Raw genomic sequence first — 18991 nt, 5'->3', positions numbered from 1 at the left:
CCTGCAAGGGTCATTTCGCGCGGACCTTACATCAGCCGCAACGGAACGCAAACCCAACCCGTGAGACATCGCGCAAGTGCCGTTCGTGAACCGTTTGCCTGATCGTCGCACCGTGATACTGGGCAGGCATGAGCGAGCCCATCGAATTTCTGGAGGCAGGTGCGCTGGCCTCCGTCCTGACTCCCGACATGCCGGGCCGTACACTGGATTACCGGGTGCCCGACGGCGGCATCCGCGTGGGGGCGTTCGTCAGCGTCCCCCTCGGGCCACGCCGGGTCAAGGGGGTGGTCTGGGGGCCGGGTGCCGGCGATTACGATCCGGGCAAGATACGTGAGATCGGCACCGTGCTCGACGTGCCACCGATGAGCGGCACAATGCGCGAATTCATAATCCGCGTCGCCGATTATACGATGACACCGCTGACGGCGATCCTGCGTCTGGCGACCCGTGTGCCGGGCCTTGGCGATCCACCGGGCAAGCGGCGCATCCTCCGCCTGACCGATGAACGCCCGACCCGGATGACCGATGCGCGAGAGCGGGTGATTGCTTTTCTCGATGAGCACGAGGGCATGGGCTTCGCCCCGTCGGAGCTGGCCGGACTGGTCGGCGTGACCTCCTCTGTTGTGAAGGGGCTTGAGGCGCAGGGCGTGCTGCAAAGCGAGACCGCCCCCCGCGACGCCCCGTTCCCGATATTGAACCCCGACCTGCCGTCCAAGGATCTGTCCGCCGATCAGCGTCATGCCAGCACGGTGCTGCGTGACGCCGTGCGCAGCCGGACCTATGGCACCACATTGCTGAAGGGCGTGACCGGATCGGGCAAGACGGAGGTCTATCTGGAGGCTGCCGCCGAATGCCTGCGTACCGGGCGTCAGGTTCTTGTCCTGCTGCCCGAAATCGCGCTGACGGGGGAATTCATGGCGCGGGTCGAGGCCCGGTTCGGCGCGGCCCCGGCCGAGTGGCACTCCGGCGTCACCCAGGCGGGCCGCAGGCGGGCGTGGACCGGCATCGCGGAGGGGCGCGCGCGGCTGGTCGTGGGGGCCCGGTCCGCATTGTTCCTGCCATTCACCGATCTGGGCCTGATCATCGTGGATGAGGAACATGACAGCTCCTACAAGCAGGAAGAGGGTGTCTTGTACAACGCGCGAGACATGGCGGTGTTGCGTGCCTCGCTCAGCGGGGCGCAAGTGGTGCTCGCCTCGGCCACGCCGTCGTTGGAGAGCTGGGTGAACGCGCGGGCAGGCAAGTACGCCCGGCTCGACCTGACGGAACGGTTCGGCGCTGCGGTGCTGCCCGAAATGCGGGCGGTGGATCTGCGCGTCGATCCGCTGGAACGCGACTCGTGGATATCCGATCCGCTGGCCGATGCCGTGCGCACGCGCGTGGCGGCAGGGGAGCAGAGCCTGTTGTTTCTCAACCGTCGCGGCTATGCCCCCCTGACCCTGTGCCGCGCCTGCGGGCATCAGATCGGGTGCGACGATTGCGATGCGCGGATGGTGGAACACAGGTTCCTGAACCGGTTGATGTGCCATCAGTGCGGTGCCACCAAGCCGATCCCTGTCGAATGCCCGGCCTGCGGCAGTGCCGATCACATGGCCGCGTTGGGCCCGGGGGTCGAGCGTCTGGCCGAGGAGGTCGAGCGTCGCTTCCCTGAGGCGCGCATGGCGGTTCTCTCCTCCGATATCACGATGAGCGCGCGCGCCCTGAAGCAACGCATCGAGGAGATCGCAAATGGGGGCGCGGATATCGTCATCGGAACGCAAATGGTCGCCAAGGGGCACAACTTCCCGCTGTTGACCCTTGTCGGCGTGATCGACGCCGATCTGGGATTGCAGGGGGGTGAGCTGCGCGCCGCCGAGCGGACGTTTCAGTTGATCCGGCAGGTCGCGGGCCGGGCAGGGCGCGCGGACAAGGCCGGTCTGGCCATGGTGCAGAGCCATCAGCCCCAGCATCCGGTGATCCAGGCGATCCTCGGTGGGGATGAGGAAGCGTTCTGGCAGGCCGAGGCGGCGGAGCGTCAGGCCGCAGGTGCCCCCCCGTTCGGGCGAATGGCCGGGATCATCGTCAGCGGGCCGGAGGAGCGGGAGACCTTCGATCTGGCCCGCGCGCTCGCCGCCCGCGCGGGTGTCCTGACTCAGGCCGGGGCGCAACTGTTCGGCCCCGCCCCCGCGCCGGTCGCGCGAATCCGTGGTCGAACCCGGGTCCGGTTGCTGGTCAAGGCGCCCAAGGGGTTGCCCTTGCAATCCGTTCTGGCCCGGTGGGTGGAGGGCGTGGTGCCGCGCCCCAACTACCGGATCGCGATAGATATCGACCCGCAGAGCTTCTTCTAAGCCGGTGCCTCAAATCGCCAGCCTGTAGGCGACGGCCTCCGCCACGTGGTCCCGCCCGACGACCTCCACCCCGGACAAATCCGCGATGGTACGCGCCACGCGCAGGATACGGTGATAGCCACGCGCGGTCAGCCGATGCTTGTCCGCGACGCGGGTCAGCAATTCCTTGCCCGCCGCGTCGGGCGTGGCGATCCGGTCAAGCAAATCGCCCTCCGCATCGGCATTGGTGGTGGCGTCCAGATTCGCGAAGCGGGCGGCCTGAACCTGTCGTGCGGCGGTGATGCGGGCGGCGACGGCGGCGCTGCTTTCCCCCGGCGTGCTGTCCGACAGATCACCAACCGCCACCGGGGACACGTCAATGCGGATGTCAAACCGATCCATCAGCGGGCCGGAGATGCGGCCCAGATAGTCCTGCCCGCAGACCGGCGCCTTGGAACACGCGCGGGACGGATCCGGCAGATAGCCGCAGCGGCACGGGTTGGCGGCGGCCACCAGCATGAACCGGCAGGGATATCTGGCATGTGCGTTTGCGCGGGCGACGACCACGTCGCCGGTCTCGATGGGCTGGCGCAGGGTTTCGAGAACCTGACGCGGAAATTCCGGGAACTCGTCCATGAACAGCACACCGTTATGGGCCAGACTGATCTCCCCCGGACCGGCACGCCTGCCGCCGCCAACGATGGCGGCCATGGACGCGGTGTGATGCGGGGTGCGGAACGGGCGGCGGCGCGAGATTCCGCCCTCCTCGATCTGACCGGCGAGCGACAGGATCATCGAGGTGTCCAGCGCCTCCGCCGGGGTCAGATCGGGCAGGATGCCGGGCAGACGCGCGGCGAGCATGGATTTACCCGATCCCGGTTCCCCGACCATGATCATGTGGTGCCGCCCGGCTGCGGCGATTTCCAGCGCACGCTTCGCCCGCTCCTGCCCCTTCACATCGGCCATGTCCGCCACAACGCCGCGATCCGAAATCATGCCGGCCTGCGCCGCGGGCAGGATCGCGCGCCCGTTGAAATGGTTCACGATTGCGAGCAGGGATGGCGTGGCCAGCACCTGCACCGCGCCGACCCACGCGGCCTCCGCCCCGCAGGCCTCGGGACAGATCAGCCCGCATTCCGCCTCCGCCGCGGCCATGGCCGCAGGCAGCGCGCCGATGACTGGCACGGTGGAGCCGTCGAGCGAAAGTTCCCCCATCGCCAGAAACCCCTCCACCGCGTCCTGCGGAATCACGTCCATCGCGGCCAGCAGGCTCAGGGCGATGGGCAGGTCGAAATGCGGACCTTCCTTCGGCAGATCGGCTGGGGACAGGTTCACGGTGATCCGCTTTGACGGCATCGCCAGCCCCATGGAGGTCATCGCGGCGCGCACACGCTCCTTCGCCTCGCTCACCGCCTTATCCGGCAGACCGACGAGATGGAAGGCAGGCAGGCCGGAGCTCAGGGCGCATTGCACCTCGACGCGACGAGCCTCCACCCCGTGAAAGGCGACTGTGTAGGCGCGCGCGACCATGCTGATCCTCCCGTTCCGGGGCAGGATCGTTCCCTCATGGTTAAGGAGGGGTTAACGAAACCCTTCGGGCAGTTCAGCCGCGCACGGCCTCCAGCATACGGTGCACATTGTCCGGATCCGCATCCGGCGTGATGCCATGCCCCAAGTTGAAGATATGCGGCCCGCCCGAGAATCCCTTGACCACGGCCTTGGCCGCCTTGGTCAATGCATCGCCGCCCTGAACCAGCAACAGCGGATCCAAATTGCCCTGCACACAGGTATGCGGCTGCAATTCACGCGCGGCCCAGGCGGGATCGACGGAGGTATCCAGCGCCACGCATTGCACGCCCGTCGCCTGCACATAGGGCAGGTAGTTGCCGCCCGCCATGCGGGGAAAGCCGATGATCGGCACGTCGGGATGTTTCGCGCGAATCGAGTCCACGATGCGCTTGGCCGGGGCTATGGCGTATTTCGCGAAGACCGGACCGGGCAGCGCGCCGGCCCAGCTGTCGAACAGCTTCACCACCTCGGCGCCCGCGTCGATCTGTTGCAGCAGATAGTGGATCGTCGCCTCGGTGATCCGGTCCAGCAGCGCCTCGAACGTGGCGGGATCGCCGTACATCATCCGCCGCGCGGGGGCCTGATCCGGGGTGCCCTTGCCCGCGATCATGTAGGTCGCGACGGTCCACGGCGCCCCTGCAAAGCCGATCAGCGGCACGTCGGCGGGCAGTTCGCGGCGCAGCAGCTTCACCGTCTCGTAAATCGGGGAAAGGACCTCGTCGATATCCTCCACCGGACCCAGCTTGGCCAGATCGGCGGCGCGGGTAATGGTGGACAGGCGCGGCCCCTCACCCTGAACAAAGGTCAGATCCGCCCCCAGCGCCTGCGGCACCAGCAGAATGTCCGCGAACAGGATCGCCGCGTCGAAGGAATAGCGCCGCAAGGGTTGCAACGTGACCTCGGCGGCGAGTTCGGGATTGTAGCACAGATCGAGAAAGCTGCCCGCCTGTGCCCGCGTCGAGCGGTATTCGGGCAAATAACGCCCCGCCTGTCGCATCATCCAGACCGGCGGCACCGGCAGGGTTTCGCCCTTGAGCGCACGAAGCAGTGGTTTTTCGGTCATTTCGGCGCTCCATCGGTGAAAATCAGCGTCAGATATGGAGCAGCGCTGATAGAGGGTCCACCCCCAACTTGGCGGCACCGGCGCGACCAGACGCCCCATGCGGGACGTCGCGTCACGACGTTTGTCCAATTAGATCCAGATCAATACGTCTGGTTTCAAACTACTCTAAACCTTGACCGCGCAGTGCCAGGTGGCGCAGTGAAAAGGAACAGATGCGGCATCGGGGCGCTTTTCACGAAGCGTAAATTCCCCTAGACCACCGAATGACAAAGGGTGTCGGGCTTGGCGGCGCCGCAAGGGACGAGACGGACCATGGATTACGACCAGCTATTTCGCACGCAACTCGACGCGCTCAAGTCAGACGGCAACTATCGTGTCTTCGCCGAGTTGGAGCGCCACCGAGGCGCCTATCCAAGGGCGAAGAACCACGGCGCCGGCGCGGACGAGGTCACGGTGTGGTGCGGCAACGACTATCTGGGCATGGGCCAGCACCCCGAGGTGATCGCCGCCATGCACGCCGCAATCGACCAATGCGGCGCGGGTGCCGGGGGCACGCGCAACATCTCGGGCACAAATCACAGTCACGTTCTGCTGGAACGGGAACTGGCCGATCTGCATGGCAAGGACGGTGCTTTGCTGTTCACATCGGGCTATGTCTCGAACTGGGCGGCGCTGGGCACGCTCGGCGCGCGGCTTCCCGGGTGTACGATCCTGTCGGATGCGTTCAACCATGCCAGCATGATCGAGGGTATTCGCCACGCCCGCTGCGAGAAGCGGATCTGGGCGCATAACGATCCGCGCGATCTGGAGCGCAAGCTTGCCGATCTGGACCCCGATGCGCCCAAGGTTGTGGCATTCGAGAGCGTCTATTCCATGGACGGCGATATCGCCCCCATCGGCGAAATCCTCGACGTGGCCGAACAGTTCGGCGCGATGACCTATCTGGATGAGGTGCACGCCGTGGGCCTCTACGGCAAACGCGGCGGCGGCATAGCGGAGCGTGAGGGCCTGTCGGACCGCGTCACCCTGATCGAGGGCACACTGGGCAAGGCGTTCGGCGTGGTCGGCGGATATATCACCGGCTCGGTCGAATTGGTGGACTTCATCCGCTCCTTCGCTTCGGGATTCATCTTCACGACGGCGCTGCCCCCTGCGGTGGCGGCCGGGGCGGTCGCGTCGATTCAGACCCTCAAGGGTGAGGAGGGCGTCGCCCTGCGCACCCGCCAGCAACGTCAGGTCGCCCGCTTGCGCGCGGCACTGGATCGCGCGGGCATACCTCATCTGGACAATCCATCGCATATCGTGCCCGTCATGGTGAAGGACCCGGTGAAGTGCAAGATGCTGGCCGATATCCTGATGCAGGATCACGGCATCTACGTGCAGCCGATCAACTACCCGACGGTTCCCAAGGGGACGGAGCGCCTGCGCTTCACCCCGTCGCCTCTGCACGACGATTCCGATATCGACGCTCTTGTGACTGCGCTGCACGCATTGTGGAGCCAATGCGCCCTGGCGCGGGCCGCAGCATAGCACCACCCGTTTCCCTGTTATTCTGACACGTCGCATCCTCGGGGTTGCGACGGCTTGGGCCGTTGCCGCTCGCGCAATGGTTATATGCAAACCTCGTGAAGCATATATAGGTTCTCTGTACCGCTTGGAGGATACACGATGAAGACGATCATGCTTTACGCAGTAATGGCAGCGACGATGCTGGCGGCGCCGGTGTCGGCACAGGACGTATCGGCGTTCGATCAGTGCAAGTCCTGTCACGTCGTCACCGCGCCTGATGGTAGGAACATCGCGGGCCGGGGTCGCACGGGCCCCAACCTCTATGGTATCATTGGACAGCCGGCGGGGTACCAACCCGACTTCAATTACAGTCCGGGAACGGTCGCCGCACGGGATGCCGGGCTGGTCTGGACGCAGGCGAACCTGGCGGAGTTTATTTCGAACCCGACCGCGTTCCTGCAGGATTTCACCGGTGACGACTCCGTCCGTTCGCGCATGTCCTATCGCACGCGAACCGGTCAGGCGGAGGTGGCGGCGTTCCTCGCCTCTGTCCGGTAGACCCCGCGCGAGGTGGATTGACATGTCCTTTGAGCACCTGGACGGCCATCTCAGATGAAAGACTGGCTGTTCCCCGACACACCCCAGACTGGTAACGACTGGCTGCGATTGCGCACGGTGCTCGGCCTACGATGGGCCGCGATCGGCGGGCAGTTCATGGCCGTTTTGTTTGCACAATTCGCGCTGGGCATCGACCTGCCGCTGGCGTTGTGCCTTGCGGTGGTGCTGCTGTCGGTCGCCGTCAATCTGGGCGGTGCGATCGTGCTGCCGGAAAACAAGCGGCTGTCGGCGGAATATATCGCCGGCATCCTGTTGTTCGATCTGTTCCAGCTTGCCCTGATGCTGCATCTGACAGGCGGCTTGACCAATCCATTCGTGGTTCTGATCGTGGGGCCCGTGGTGATCGCGGCGACGGCTCTGCCGGTGCGGCAAACCACGTTTCTGGGCGGGGTGGCGATCGCGCTCACCTCGCTTTTGATGTTCTGGTACAGACCGCTGACGGTCGCGGGCGTGCAGGCATTTGATCTGCCGGATATTTATATCTTCGGGATGTGGCTCGCGATGTCGATCTTCACGCTGTTTTTCGGAATCTACGCGGCCAAGGTGACAGGCGACAATGCGGCAATGTCCGAGGCACTGGTGGCGACGCAAATGGCCCTGTCGCGCGAACAGCGGCTTTCCTCCCTCGGGGGGGTCGTGGCGGCGGCGGCGCACGAACTGGGCACGCCCCTCGCCACGATCAAGCTGGCGGCAGGGGAACTGGCGGAGGATCTGGCCCTGTTGCCGGATGCGGATCCGCAACTGGTCGAGGATGCACATCTGATCCGCGAACAGGCCGACCGGTGCCGGGTGATCCTGGCGGATATGGGGCGGGCCGGGAAGGACGACCTGCATCTGCATTACGTACCGCTGGAAGCCTTGATCGACGAGGCGGCAGAACCGCATGTGAACCGCGGCAAGCAGGTGATCGTCCGGCTGGACGGGCAGACCGATACATCGCGCGTCATCGACCAACCCGGAACCATTCGCACGCCAGAAGTGGTGCACGGCCTGCGCAACCTGATCCAGAACGCGGTGGATTTCGCGCATTCCACGGTCTGGATCGACGCGACATGGGATCTGGAGCGGTTGCGGATCGCGATTGGCGACGATGGCCCCGGTTATCCCGAAGACATCATCGGGCGGCTGGGCGATCCGTTTCTGGCCCGCCGAAGACGTCGTAATCCCCTGCGCCCGGGATATGAGGGGATGGGCCTGGGTTTGTTCATCGCCAAGACCTTGCTGGAGCGATCCGGCGCTGTCCTGACCTTCACCAACGCTACGGAGCCGGGGCGCCGACGGGCCGAGGTCGGAAGTGCGACCTTCGCACGCGCGCCGGGCGCGCTGGTCGATGTGGTGTGGCCGCGCGACATGATCGCACCGCTGACGGACCCTTCACGCGCGGCGCTGGGGCAGAACAGCCGCAACGATCCAGATCATCCTTAACGCTTCGTTAAGGCTCACCGCGCAAGCTGACGGCTCGTATCAATCGGAGCCGTTTCATGCCGTTCTCGCCCGGTCCGGGTCTTCTTGCCGCTGCTCTGACCGCATCTCTGGCTCTCGCCCTGATCGTGTGGCGCTTCGTGCGCAGCGACACGTCCGATGTCGCTGTGGCCGGGCGTGAAACGCTGTACCGGTTGACGCGGCGCGGGCTGGTCGGGGGCGGCGCTGTCGTCACGGTTCAGGACTATGCACGCAACATGCACCCCGAATCGCAGGCTGAGCTGCTGCGGGCGACTTCGCGTTTGCTTGCCGACGGGGTCGGTTTCGAACTGATCTGTGGCGACGGCGGCGATGTGTATCTGGACATCTCGGGCTTCGTGCGCGGGGCGCAGGCATATGTTTCTGTCATAGATGCCTCTGTGAACGAACATCGCGCTCTGGCCAGACAGGGTGCCGCCGTGGCTGCCGCCGATCTGGCCGCGCGGCAATCGGATTTGCTGGAACACGCACCCTACCTGCAATGGCGCATGGACGGGCAGGGTGAAATCCTGTGGTCGAACGCGGACGCGATGCGACGCAGGGGAATGCCGGCCGAGGTGCCCGCGCTGCTCGCCGCGAAGGCGCAGCGGCTGAAGGCGAGCGATGTTCCGGTACAGCACAGGATATCGATTCAGACTGATACCATAACGCTGCCATTGTGGTTCGACGTCACGCTGGTCCCTGCGCAGGATGGGATCATTCTTGGATATGCCCTCGCCGCGGAGCGAATCATGCGGGCTGAGGCGGCGCTGGGACGATTTGTCGAAACGTTGACGGAAACCTTTGCGCATCTACCGATCGGACTTGCGATTTTCGACCGTGACCGCGAACTGGGTCTGTTCAACCCGGCGCTTGCCGATCTGCTGCGGCTCGATCCCGCTTGGCTGGCCGGGCGCCCGACATTGAGCGGGTTTCTCAATCGCCTGCGCGAAAGACGTACCCTGCCTGACCAAAAGGATTTTCGGCAGTGGAGCGAGCAGTTGATCTCGCTGGGGCGCGATGGTGGCACGCAGGAATTTGCGGAGTTGTGGGTGCAACCATCCGGCCGAACGCTGCGCGTGGTCGGGCGCCCGCATCCGCAGGGCGCGGTCGCCTTCTTGTTGGAGGATATCACCCCCGCCGTGACGTTGGAGCAACAGTTCCGTGAGGGGATGACCTTGCGTGCCGCCGCCTTGGAATCGCGTCCGGGGACGCATCTGATCTTCGACATCAGCGGCGCGGCGGGATTTGTCAGCACGGGGTTTTCCAAGCTGACGGGCGTGCGCTCCGAACGTGAGGATCTGTCCACGGCGGGCGCGGTTCACGAGGTTCTGCGCCAATGTCGGCAGGCTTTCGGCCCCGCCCCGATCTGGGATCGGGTGCTCAGTTACGTGGTCGGTCGCCTCAACCAGACGGAGCGGACGCCGATCACGGTTCCTCTGACCCGCAACGGGAACGTGCTGAGCGTGCTCGAACTCAACCCGCTGCCTGGTGGCGGAACCCTGCTGTCCTTCCTGCCCACCGAAAGCATACGCGCGACTGCGGTGAAGACATTGCGGGAGGCCGTCGATCTCACGTTGGAGCAGGGCCGCAGCGTGACCGAGCCTGCCGATATCTCCATCGCGCTGGTGGATCGCGGCGCGGGTGATCTGCCGTGCACGCAACAGGACCTGATCCGCCGGGCCGGCTACAACATGCTTCTCGCCGCCGTGGATATCGTGCCACCGGGGCAGGGCGCCACATTCACGCTCAGTCGCCAAAACGGGGATGCATTGCTGACTTTGAGCGGCGAGGGCGCGAATGATGAGTCGACGATCGACGGCACGCTGCCGATTTCCCTGCTTCGGCGCTATCTTTCGGATGTGCGGGGCGAGGTGACGGTCGAAAACGGTGCCCGGTTCACCATAACCGCGCGTATCCCGTGCGATGCACTGAACGTGCAGGACGCGGACCAGCCTGTTCTGACGAGGGGTGCGGGCGCAAGTTAGGCTGTTCCTGTCGGACCGCTCCTCTGCTAGATCGTGGCTATGTCGGACGATCCTCATTCCTTTCGTTTTCATCTGCCGGACCCTGCCGCGACAGACATGTTCGCGCGTCGGGTGGCGACTCTGCTCGGACCTGCCGATTGCATCTTGCTGGCCGGGCCGATCGGGGCGGGAAAGACGCATTTCGCGCGCGCGGCCATCCGGGCGCTGACACATGATGCGCAGGAGGTCCCCTCACCGACCTATACGCTGATGCAAGGCTACGACGCAGGCGACAGGACGATCTGGCACATGGATCTCTACCGATTGGGAGAGCCTGAGGAGCTGATGGAACTTGGCCTCGACACTGCGCTGGAAGACGCGATAACCCTGATCGAATGGCCCGAACGTCTGGGAAGCCTGACGCCGGCCCGCCACATGGCCATCACTCTGGCGCAATCGGGTGAGGGACGTGAAGCGGTCGTCCAACTGGTCGGAGGAGACTGGAAACGCATGTCCGAGGGGCTGTCATGACGAACAACCGCCACAGGCTGATCCGGAGATTTCTGACCGATATCGGGTGGGGGGATGCGAGGCTCGACCCATTGGCGGGCGACGCCTCGAACCGGCGCTATCTGCGGGTGCAGGGTGAACGCGCCGCTGTCCTGATGGATGCACCGCGTGAAAGGGGCGAGGATACCGCGCCTTTCGTCCAAGTGACCCGACTGTTGCGCGACCGCTGCTTCAGCGCGCCCGAGATTATTGCATCCGATCCCGAAAACGGCTTCCTGCTGCTCGAAGACCTGGGCGACGATCTGTTTGCGCGGGCCGTCGCGCAACAGGATGAGGTCACGCTCTACGCGGCGGCGGTCGATATGCTGGTTGAGTTGCAGGCATCGCCGGCCCCGGCCAGCCTGCCGCGTTATGACGCGGCGACCTGTTGTCGAGAGGCCCGGCTGCTGACCCAGTGGTATATTCCCGGTGCCGGTGGAACGGGGGATGAGGCGGAGTTGGACGCCCTGATCCACGCTGCCTGCGCGCCCTGGCTGGACGCCAACGTGGTGGTCCTGCGCGATTTTCACGCCGAAAACCTGATCTGGCTGCCTCAGCGGCAGGGCACGGCGCGGGTCGGTCTGCTGGACTATCAGGATGCGCTGGCGGGGCACCCGGCCTATGATCTGGTCTCATTGCTGGAGGACGCGCGCCGCGATACCAGCCCGGCGCTGCGATCCGCGATGATCGCGCGGTTTGTGCAGGCGACGGGGACGGATCCCGATACCTTCGCGGCGGCCTATGCAACCTATGGGGCGCAGCGCAACATCAAGATCCTGGGCATCTTCGCCCGTCTGTCGATGCGGGATGGCAAGCCTGGCTATCTGAACCTGATGTCGCGCGTCTGGGCACATCTGCAACGCGATCTGCGTCATCCCACGCTGGCTGATCTGCACGCGTGGGTCGATGCCAACGTTCCGCCGCCCGATGCGGATGTGCAGGCCCGCATCGGGGCCGCCCGATGAGCTTGCCGGACGTGGCCATGGTCTTCGCGGCCGGGTTTGGAACCCGCATGGGCGCGTTGACGCGTGACACGCCCAAGCCGCTGCTGAAGGTCGGCGGGAAAACCTTGCTGGATCACGCGCTTGACCGGCTGGTCGCGGGGGGAATTGCGCGCGCGGTGGTCAACACGCACTATCAGGCGCATCAGATCGCGGATGCGCTCGCCTCTCGCACTGTCCCCTCACTGCACCTAACGCACGAGCCGGAGATTTTGGAGACGGGGGGCGGTATGCTGGCGGCGCTGCCCCATCTCGACCGGCGCGTTCTCAGCGTGAATCCGGATGCCATGTGGGCAGGAGACGCGGATCCGCTCGGCATTCTCGATCAGAACTGGCGCGACGGGATGGAGGCACTGTTGGTGATGGTGCCTGTGGCCCGGTGCAGGGCCTATTCGGGAACAGGCGATTTCGACATGATGGCAGACGGTCAGTTGATCCGTCGCGGGGATGCACCGCACGCGGCCTACGTTTATTCCGGTTGGCAGATCCTGCGCACTGACCGTCTGGCGCGGATGAAGCCGGGCAAATTCTCGCTGAACATTCTGTGGAATGAAATGAACGCGGCAGGCACGCTGTTCGGTGCGGTCTGCGACCGGCCATGGATCGACGTGGGCACGCCGCAGGGACTTACGGCTGCCGAATCCGTATTTCTGGGGGAGGGCTGATGTTCGATCCGACCGAGAATTTGCGCGTGTTCACCGTTCCCGTCGGAGCCGACTTCGCGGCGGTGCTGCTGGACGGGTTGAACATGCGGATGGCCGGACTCGATCCGTTCGCCCGCGCGGGGGTGGAGGTCCGCCTCAATACCCGCCGGGCGCAGCGGGTTTTGCAGGATCGGATGGCGCGCGACGCGCGGTTCGCGGGCATGATGCCCCGGATCGACGGGGCGGAGGCGCTGCTGACGCAATCCGGCCTTTCCGTGGCGGTGGACCCGCTGCGACGTAAGGTGCACGTCGCCAGGCTGATTGCCGGGCTGATCGCGCAGGAGCCGGGGCTGGCGCCGCGCGCTGCGGTGTTCGATCTGGCGGACCGGCTGCTCGATTTGCTCGATACGTTGCAGGCGGAGGGGGTCGCGCCGGATCGGCTGGAGGGGTTGAACCTCGACGATGTATCGAAACATTGGCAGATTTCGGCGCGGTTCATGCGCTTGCTGTGGACATTGTGGCCGGACGTGCTGGAACAGACCGAACCGGGCCGTCAGGACCCGGAGGTGGTGCGCATCACCCAGGTCGCGGCGTTGGAGGCCGAGTGGACCCGGTCGCCGCCGGATCATCCGCTGATCCTCGCCGGCTCAACCGGATCGCGGCCCTGGATGCGGCGGTTGATGCGGCTGGTCGCGGGTCTCCCGCAGGGGGCGGTGATCCTGCCGGGCTATGATCCCGATCTGCCTGAGATGCTGTGGCAGAAGACTGACAAACCTTCGTTAACGCCGGATCACCCGCAGGCTGGGCTTGCGCAGGTTGGTCGCGCGATGGGGCTGGACATGGCGGATTTGCCCAGTTGGACGTCTGCGCACGGGTCCACGGCGCGGGGGCGGCTCGTCTCGCTCGCGCTGCGCCCGGCGCCCGTGACGGACAGCTGGCTGGCCGAGGCACCAGCCCGACATGTCGAAGTGGGGGAGGCGACAGAAGGCCTGACCCTGATCGAGGCCCCGGCCGAGCGGGAGGAAGCCGCCGCCATCGCCTGCGCGATGCGCGATGCGGTTGAGCACGGCAAGACTGTCGCGCTCATCACACCCGACCGCGACCTGTCGCGCCGGGTGGCCGCCGCGCTGGACCGCTGGCGTCTGATCCCCGATGACAGTGCGGGGCGACCGCTGCATCTGACACCTCCGGGTGTCCTGTTGCGGATGCTGCTGAACATCAGCGGCACAGTTCCCGCCCCCGCCGCGCTGATCGCCTTGCTCAAGCACCCGCTGGTCGGCGGTGCGAAGCAATCGCGGCGGCTGCATCTGCGCCGCGTCATCGGCTTGCAGACCGGGCGCGATGTCCTCGCCACCCCGCAAACCGACTGGGATCGCATTGCGGGCTGGGCGGCAGACCGACAAAACGACGATGGCGCGACCGCGTGGGTGGCGTGGCTGGCGGATTGCTTCGCCCCGCTTTCTAGGCTGACGCAGGATGTCGAGCCTGCGCTGGCCTTGAGGGTTTTGCGCGGTGTCGCGGACCGTCTGTCGCGCGGGCTGGACGATGACGACCCGGAGATCTGGAGGGAGGAAACCGGCCTCGCCGCAACGGCCCTTCTGGATCGGTTGGACGCTGCCGCCGACGCGATGACGGGGCTGACGCTGACCGACACGATGCGTCTGGTGGAGGATGAGCTGATTGCCGCGCAGGTGCGCAGTGCCGCGTTCCTGCCGCATCCCGGGGTTCTGATCCTTGGCGCGCTTGAGGCCCGGATGACCCGTGCCGATATCACGATCCTCGGCGGTCTGAATGAGGGCGTCTGGCCCGAACGCCCCGCGCCGGACCCTTGGCTCAGCCGCAAGATGCGCGACAATCTGGGCCTGCCCATGCCCGAGCGGGACACGGGGCTGGCCGCGCATGATTTTCAAAACGCGATCAATGCGCCGCAGGTGATCCTCAGCCGCGCCGCGCGTGCGGGCGGCGCGCCCACTGTGGCAAGCCGCTGGATGATCCGCCTGACCAACCTGATCGCCGGCTTGGGTGAGGAGGGCGTGGCCGCGCTGGACGCGATGCAGGCCCGTGGTGAAGTATATCTCGACATCGCCCGCGCGGTGGAGGCGCCTGCCGCGCCGCTGCCCCCCGCGCCGCGCCCGATGCCCGCGCCGCCGGTCGCCGCGCGTCCGCGAAAGCTGCCGGTGACGGGTGTCGAGACCCTGATCCGTGACCCCTATGCCACCTATGCCCGCTATATCCTCGGTCTGCGGGCGCTGGATCTGCCGGGGCGTGAGGCGGACGACCGTGAACGCGGAACCGTGCTGCACAAGGTCATGGAACGGTTCGTTCCGGCATTGCAGGGCGCCCAAGGGGCCGAGGCGCTGGATCTGTTCGCGCAAACCGCGACCGACGTGCTGGCCGAACTGGTTCCGTGGCCCGCGACCCGCGCTTTGTGGCGCGCGCGTCTGATGCGCGTGGCCCCGGTTCTGGTGGAGCGTGAGATCGCCCGACAGGTCGATGCCACCCCCCTGGCGCGCGAAGTCGAAGGCCAGCGCACCTTGGTCGCCCCGCCATTCGTTCTGACGGCCAAGGCGGACCGGATCGACCGCGCGCATGACGGCACGCTTCGGATCTACGACTACAAGTCCGGCACCCCCCCCACCCCGGACCAGATTCGCACATACGCCCTGCAACTGCCGCTTCAAGCGGAGATCGCACGGGATGGCGGGTTCAGGGATATCGAACCGGCGGAGGTTTCACGCCTCGAATATATCGGCATGGGGGCCAGTGCCAGGATTCAGCCGGTGGATGAGACGGACGACCGCACGCGCGATGCCTGGCAACGGTTCGCGGAACTGATCGCGAGCTATGAGAGCGCGGCGCGCGGATATCCCGCCCGGCAGCAGCCCTCGCACCTCACCTATGCCTCGGACTATGACCACCTCTCACGTATGGGGGAGTGGGAGGATGGTGACGAGGCACAGGTGCAGGAGGTCGGACGATGATGTTGAGCGATGCCAGCCGGGCGCAGAACCGCGCCTCTTCGCCCGCCGGGTCCGCCTGGGTGGGGGCCAATGCCGGGTCGGGCAAGACCCGCGTCCTGACCGACCGTGTGGCGCGGTTGCTGCTGCACGGCGCCAGCCCGCAGCGCATCCTGTGCCTGACCTATACCAAGGCCGCAGCGGCGGAGATGAAGAACCGCTTGTTCAGGCGGCTGGGCGCGTGGTCGATGATGCCAGACGCGGAATTGCGCGCCGAGCTTGCGCAGTTGGAGGAATCGGGCGACGTCGATCTGGCCGTGGCCCGCCGTCTGTTCGCGGACGCGCTGGAAACGCCGGGTGAGTTGAAGATCCAGACCATCCACGCCTTTTGCGGCACGATCCTGCGACGCTTCCCGATGGAGGCCGGAATCAGCCCCGGTTTCCGTGAGATGGACGACCGCGCCACGCTGGCCTTGCGCGCCGATCTGATGGACGAGATCGCCGTGGCCGCGCCGGACGTCTTTGCCGCGATGGCCGCGCATTGTCCCGGTGACGGGCCGGAGGGCCTGCTGAACGCGATCCTCAGCCAGCGCGACGCCTTCGCCACCCCTTTTGACCGGGCGAAACTTGAGGCGGATCTGGGGATCCGCGCGGACGATCCCGTACCGCAGGTTTTCGGAGCGGAGGAGCGTGATCTGCTCGACCGTCTGGCCCACGCGATGAGGGCCGCCGGAACGCCGAATGAGAAGAACAAGCAACTGCCCAAGGTGCTGAGCACCCTGACGACCCTGACCGCCGAGCAGGCGGAAAGCTTCCTGCTATACGACAAGAAAACGGAGAAACGCGATCATCTGGCCAAGATCGACAAGTTCGCGACCAAGCAGGTGGTCGCAACGCTCGACCCAGCCGATGTCGAGGCGCTCAACGATTTGGCTATAGCGGTGGAGGCCGCGCGCACCGACCGCATCGCCCGCGCCGTGCTGGAGCGGACGCAGGCGCTGCACGATTTCGCCGCCGTTTTTCTGGAACGCTACGACGCGGCGAAGGCGGGGCAGGGGATGCTCGATTTCGAGGATCTGATCCTGCGCACCCGCGATCTGTTGCGGGAGTCGGACATGGCGCCCTGGGTCCTGTACAAGCTGGACGGAGGGATCGACCATATCCTGGTGGATGAGGCGCAGGACACGTCCCCCCGTCAGTGGGACGTGATCGAGGCGCTGACCCCGGAATTCTATGCCGGGCAGGGTGTGGAGCGTGATGAACGTACCCTGTTCGTGGTCGGTGATGAAAAACAGTCGATCTATTCCTTTCAGGGGGCGCAGCCTGACGAGTTCAAGGATATGCGCGAGAAATTCCGCAACCGGCTGGGCAATGCCGGCAAACCGTTCGGTGAGGTCGCGCTCGACGTTTCGTTCCGATCCGCCGCGCCGATCCTGTCGCTGGTGGATGAGGTTTTCGCCCCGGCGCACCGGGGTGGCGTGGACGACAAGGTCGCCCACGCCGCCTTCGACGATGCGAAGCCGGGGCGCGTCGATCTGTGGCCCTTTCTGGAAACGGAGAAGGACACGAACGAAGCCCTGTGGTGGCTGCCGGTGGATACGCCTCCCTCCAACCGGGCCGATCTGCAACTTGCCCGTCACATCGCGGCGGAGGTTGCGCGCATGCTGGACAGCGGTACGCAGATCCCCGGTGAGGACGGCCCGCGCCCTCTTGCGGCGGGTGATATTCTCATTTTGCTGCGCAGCCGGGGCCCATTGTTTCACGGTCTGATCGGTCATCTGAAGGAACATGGCGTTCCCGTCGCCGGGGCCGACCGGGTCAAGCTGGGGGGGGAGCTTGCCGTCAGGGACCTGCTGGCGCTGATGCACTTCGCCGTCACGCCCGACGACGATCTGTCGCTGGCCGCTGCCCTGCGCTCCCCGCTGTTCGACGTGGATGAGGACGCGCTGTTCCGCCTGGCCCACGGGCGGGGCAGAACGCGGCTGCTGGCACGGTTGCAGGACGACCCGCGCCATTCGGACGCGGCGCGCATCCTTCAGGAGATCCGCGACGATGGCGACTTTACACGGCCGTTCGAATTCCTCGACCGTATCCTGACCCGGCGCGACGGACGGCGGCGCTTCATCGCTCGGCTGGGCCCCCCCGCGGCGGAGGGGTTGGACGAATTGCTGGCTCAGGCGCTGGCCTATGAGCGGACGGAACCGCCGACCCTGACGGGCTTTCTCGACTGGCTGGAACCTGACAGCCTCGACATCAAGCGGGAGCTGGGGCAGGGCGGCGATGCGGTGCGTGTGATGACCATCCACGGTGCCAAGGGGTTGGAGGCGCCCGTCGTCATCCTGCCCGACACCGCGCAGCGCAATCGCAAGAGCGCCCCCCCGGTCCTGCCGCGCGACAAAAAGGCATCCATCTGGCAGGCCAGCCCCAACAGCGATCTGGAGGCCGAGGCCGTCACCGCCCACAAGGCGCGTGACGACAGGGAACAGGAACGGCTGCTCTACGTCGCACTGACCCGGGCGGAGTATTGGCTGATCGTGGCGGGGGCCGGAACTCTCGGCTCGAAGGACAATCCGGCATGGTACGAAATGGTCGAGCAGGGAATGCAGGATCTGACGGCCGCGCACCATGTGGCCCCAGACGGGATGGAAGGGGCCATGCTGCGACTGGAAAGCCGCTGGCTCACGGGCACCGCGTCGCCTGCTGTTGTTCCAGTCGCTCGACCGAAGGTTATCGCCCCCGACTGGGGCCTTGTACCGGCCCCGGTTGAGGATCGCCTGATTTCACCTTCAAAAATGGAGGGGGCCCACGCTCTGCCCGGTGAGGGGGAGGAAACCGCCCGCGCCCTGCTGCGCGGCGATGTCATCCACGCGCTGCTCGATCTGCCGCGCGGCGTCGACGATCTGGCAGCAGGCGATTTGCTGGCCCGATTGCCCTCCGACATGCAGGACGAAGTCGCGCGGGAGGTTCGGAACCTGCGCGAAAGCCCTGCGCTTGCCCCTCTGTTCGGGCCCGATGCGTTGAGCGAGGTTCCGATTTCCGGCAATCTGGGCGGACGCCCCGTATTCGGTCGTGTGGACAGGATCGTGCGCGAGGGGGACCGGATCCTCATCGTGGATTTCAAGTCGAACCGCGTCGTCCCGGACCGACCCGACCAGACATCCGAGGCCCTGTTGCGCCAGATGGCAGTGTACCGCGCGGTGCTGGCACCCGGTTTTCCCGGCAAACAGATAGATGTCGCGATTGTCTGGACGGCGGTCGCGCGTATGGACGTGCTGCCGCAAGAGATCGTGAGCGCGGCATTGCTTCGCGCGGGCCTCTCTTGACCGACCCCGCGCGCGACCCTAGGTGTGGTTTCCATCATTCGTAAG

The 18991-nt window shown here is 65.9% G+C and carries 12 protein-coding genes; 10 read left to right on the top strand and 2 right to left on the bottom strand.

From position 1 onward, the window contains the following. Positions 1-128 precede the first annotated feature (128 nt). A complete protein-coding gene (locus G8E03_RS14780; RefSeq protein WP_166193615.1) occupies positions 129-2327 on the top strand; it encodes a primosomal protein N' in 2199 nt (732 codons plus the stop codon). Between the two features lie 9 nt (positions 2328-2336). Here G8E03_RS14780 and G8E03_RS14775 read toward each other — a convergent pair whose 3' ends face one another. Together G8E03_RS14775 and hemE are read right to left on the bottom strand one after the other, a co-directional pair. Then, the gene (locus tag G8E03_RS14775) at positions 2337-3836 is read right to left on the bottom strand and encodes a YifB family Mg chelatase-like AAA ATPase (RefSeq protein ID WP_166193612.1); all 1500 of its coding nucleotides are present in this window, start codon (positions 3834-3836) and stop codon (positions 2337-2339) included. Positions 3837-3909: 73 nt separating this feature from the next. Continuing rightward, entirely contained in the window at positions 3910-4938 is a 1029-nt protein-coding gene (gene hemE / locus G8E03_RS14770; protein ID WP_166193609.1) for a uroporphyrinogen decarboxylase, read from the bottom strand. 312 nt (positions 4939-5250) lie between these two features. On the opposite strand from hemE, the gene hemA reads away from it, so the two are divergent. The 9 genes from hemA (at position 5251) to addA (ending at position 18946) form a co-directional block, all read left to right on the top strand. Then, complete coding sequence (gene hemA, locus G8E03_RS14765; RefSeq protein ID WP_166193606.1) at positions 5251-6468, top strand: 5-aminolevulinate synthase; 1218 nt, start codon at positions 5251-5253, stop codon at positions 6466-6468. Positions 6469-6606: 138 nt separating this feature from the next. Further along, positions 6607-7005, top strand: coding sequence for a c-type cytochrome (locus tag G8E03_RS14760; RefSeq protein WP_166193603.1), 399 nt, complete (start codon positions 6607-6609; stop codon positions 7003-7005). Between the two features lie 54 nt (positions 7006-7059). Beyond that, positions 7060-8490: a sensor histidine kinase RegB gene (regB, locus tag G8E03_RS14755; protein WP_166193600.1), complete on the top strand. Its 1431-nt coding sequence runs from the start codon at positions 7060-7062 to the stop codon at positions 8488-8490. Positions 8491-8546: 56 nt separating this feature from the next. Further along, entirely contained in the window at positions 8547-10493 is a 1947-nt protein-coding gene (locus G8E03_RS14750) for a PAS-domain containing protein (protein WP_166193597.1), read from the top strand. A 39-nt stretch (positions 10494-10532) separates the two neighbouring features. Further along, positions 10533-11003 (top strand): tRNA (adenosine(37)-N6)-threonylcarbamoyltransferase complex ATPase subunit type 1 TsaE, encoded by a 471-nt coding sequence (gene tsaE, locus G8E03_RS14745; RefSeq protein ID WP_166193594.1) that lies wholly within the window; start codon positions 10533-10535, stop codon positions 11001-11003. Then, positions 11000-11986 carry an aminoglycoside phosphotransferase family protein gene (locus G8E03_RS14740; protein WP_166193591.1) on the top strand — a complete coding sequence of 329 codons (987 nt, stop codon included), beginning with the start codon at positions 11000-11002 and terminating at the stop codon, positions 11984-11986. Before tsaE ends, G8E03_RS14740 begins: the two co-directional genes overlap by 4 nt. Next, on the top strand, positions 11983-12687 hold the full coding sequence (locus G8E03_RS14735) for a nucleotidyltransferase family protein (RefSeq protein ID WP_166193588.1): 705 nt from the start codon (positions 11983-11985) through the stop codon (positions 12685-12687). Before G8E03_RS14740 ends, G8E03_RS14735 begins: the two co-directional genes overlap by 4 nt. Next, positions 12687-15647 (top strand): double-strand break repair protein AddB, encoded by a 2961-nt coding sequence (addB, locus tag G8E03_RS14730; RefSeq protein WP_166193585.1) that lies wholly within the window; start codon positions 12687-12689, stop codon positions 15645-15647. The genes G8E03_RS14735 and addB overlap by 1 nt, the downstream gene beginning before the upstream one ends. Next, the gene (addA, locus tag G8E03_RS14725) at positions 15644-18946 is read left to right on the top strand and encodes a double-strand break repair helicase AddA (protein ID WP_166193582.1); all 3303 of its coding nucleotides are present in this window, start codon (positions 15644-15646) and stop codon (positions 18944-18946) included. The genes addB and addA overlap by 4 nt, the downstream gene beginning before the upstream one ends. Positions 18947-18991 lie beyond the last annotated feature (45 nt).

The sequence above is a fragment of the Pontivivens nitratireducens genome (assembly GCF_011290545.1).
Classification (GTDB): Bacteria; Pseudomonadota; Alphaproteobacteria; order Rhodobacterales; family Rhodobacteraceae; genus Pontivivens; species Pontivivens nitratireducens.
The sequence above is the reverse complement of the archived record's forward strand: the minus strand, read 5'-3'. Positions and strand labels throughout refer to the sequence as shown.

Coding starts and splice junctions, on each gene's coding strand:
- addA (WP_166193582.1), top strand. CDS start 15,644: ATGATGTTGAGCGATGCCAGCCGGGCGCAGAACCGCGCCTCTTCGCCC.
- G8E03_RS14760 (WP_166193603.1), top strand. CDS start 6,607: ATGAAGACGATCATGCTTTACGCAGTAATGGCAGCGACGATGCTGGCG.
- G8E03_RS14775 (WP_166193612.1), bottom strand. CDS start 3,836: ATGGTCGCGCGCGCCTACACAGTCGCCTTTCACGGGGTGGAGGCTCGT.
- hemE (WP_166193609.1), bottom strand. CDS start 4,938: ATGACCGAAAAACCACTGCTTCGTGCGCTCAAGGGCGAAACCCTGCCG.
- G8E03_RS14750 (WP_166193597.1), top strand. CDS start 8,547: ATGCCGTTCTCGCCCGGTCCGGGTCTTCTTGCCGCTGCTCTGACCGCA.
- addB (WP_166193585.1), top strand. CDS start 12,687: ATGTTCGATCCGACCGAGAATTTGCGCGTGTTCACCGTTCCCGTCGGA.
- tsaE (WP_166193594.1), top strand. CDS start 10,533: ATGTCGGACGATCCTCATTCCTTTCGTTTTCATCTGCCGGACCCTGCC.
- G8E03_RS14740 (WP_166193591.1), top strand. CDS start 11,000: ATGACGAACAACCGCCACAGGCTGATCCGGAGATTTCTGACCGATATC.
- regB (WP_166193600.1), top strand. CDS start 7,060: ATGAAAGACTGGCTGTTCCCCGACACACCCCAGACTGGTAACGACTGG.
- hemA (WP_166193606.1), top strand. CDS start 5,251: ATGGATTACGACCAGCTATTTCGCACGCAACTCGACGCGCTCAAGTCA.
- G8E03_RS14780 (WP_166193615.1), top strand. CDS start 129: ATGAGCGAGCCCATCGAATTTCTGGAGGCAGGTGCGCTGGCCTCCGTC.
- G8E03_RS14735 (WP_166193588.1), top strand. CDS start 11,983: ATGAGCTTGCCGGACGTGGCCATGGTCTTCGCGGCCGGGTTTGGAACC.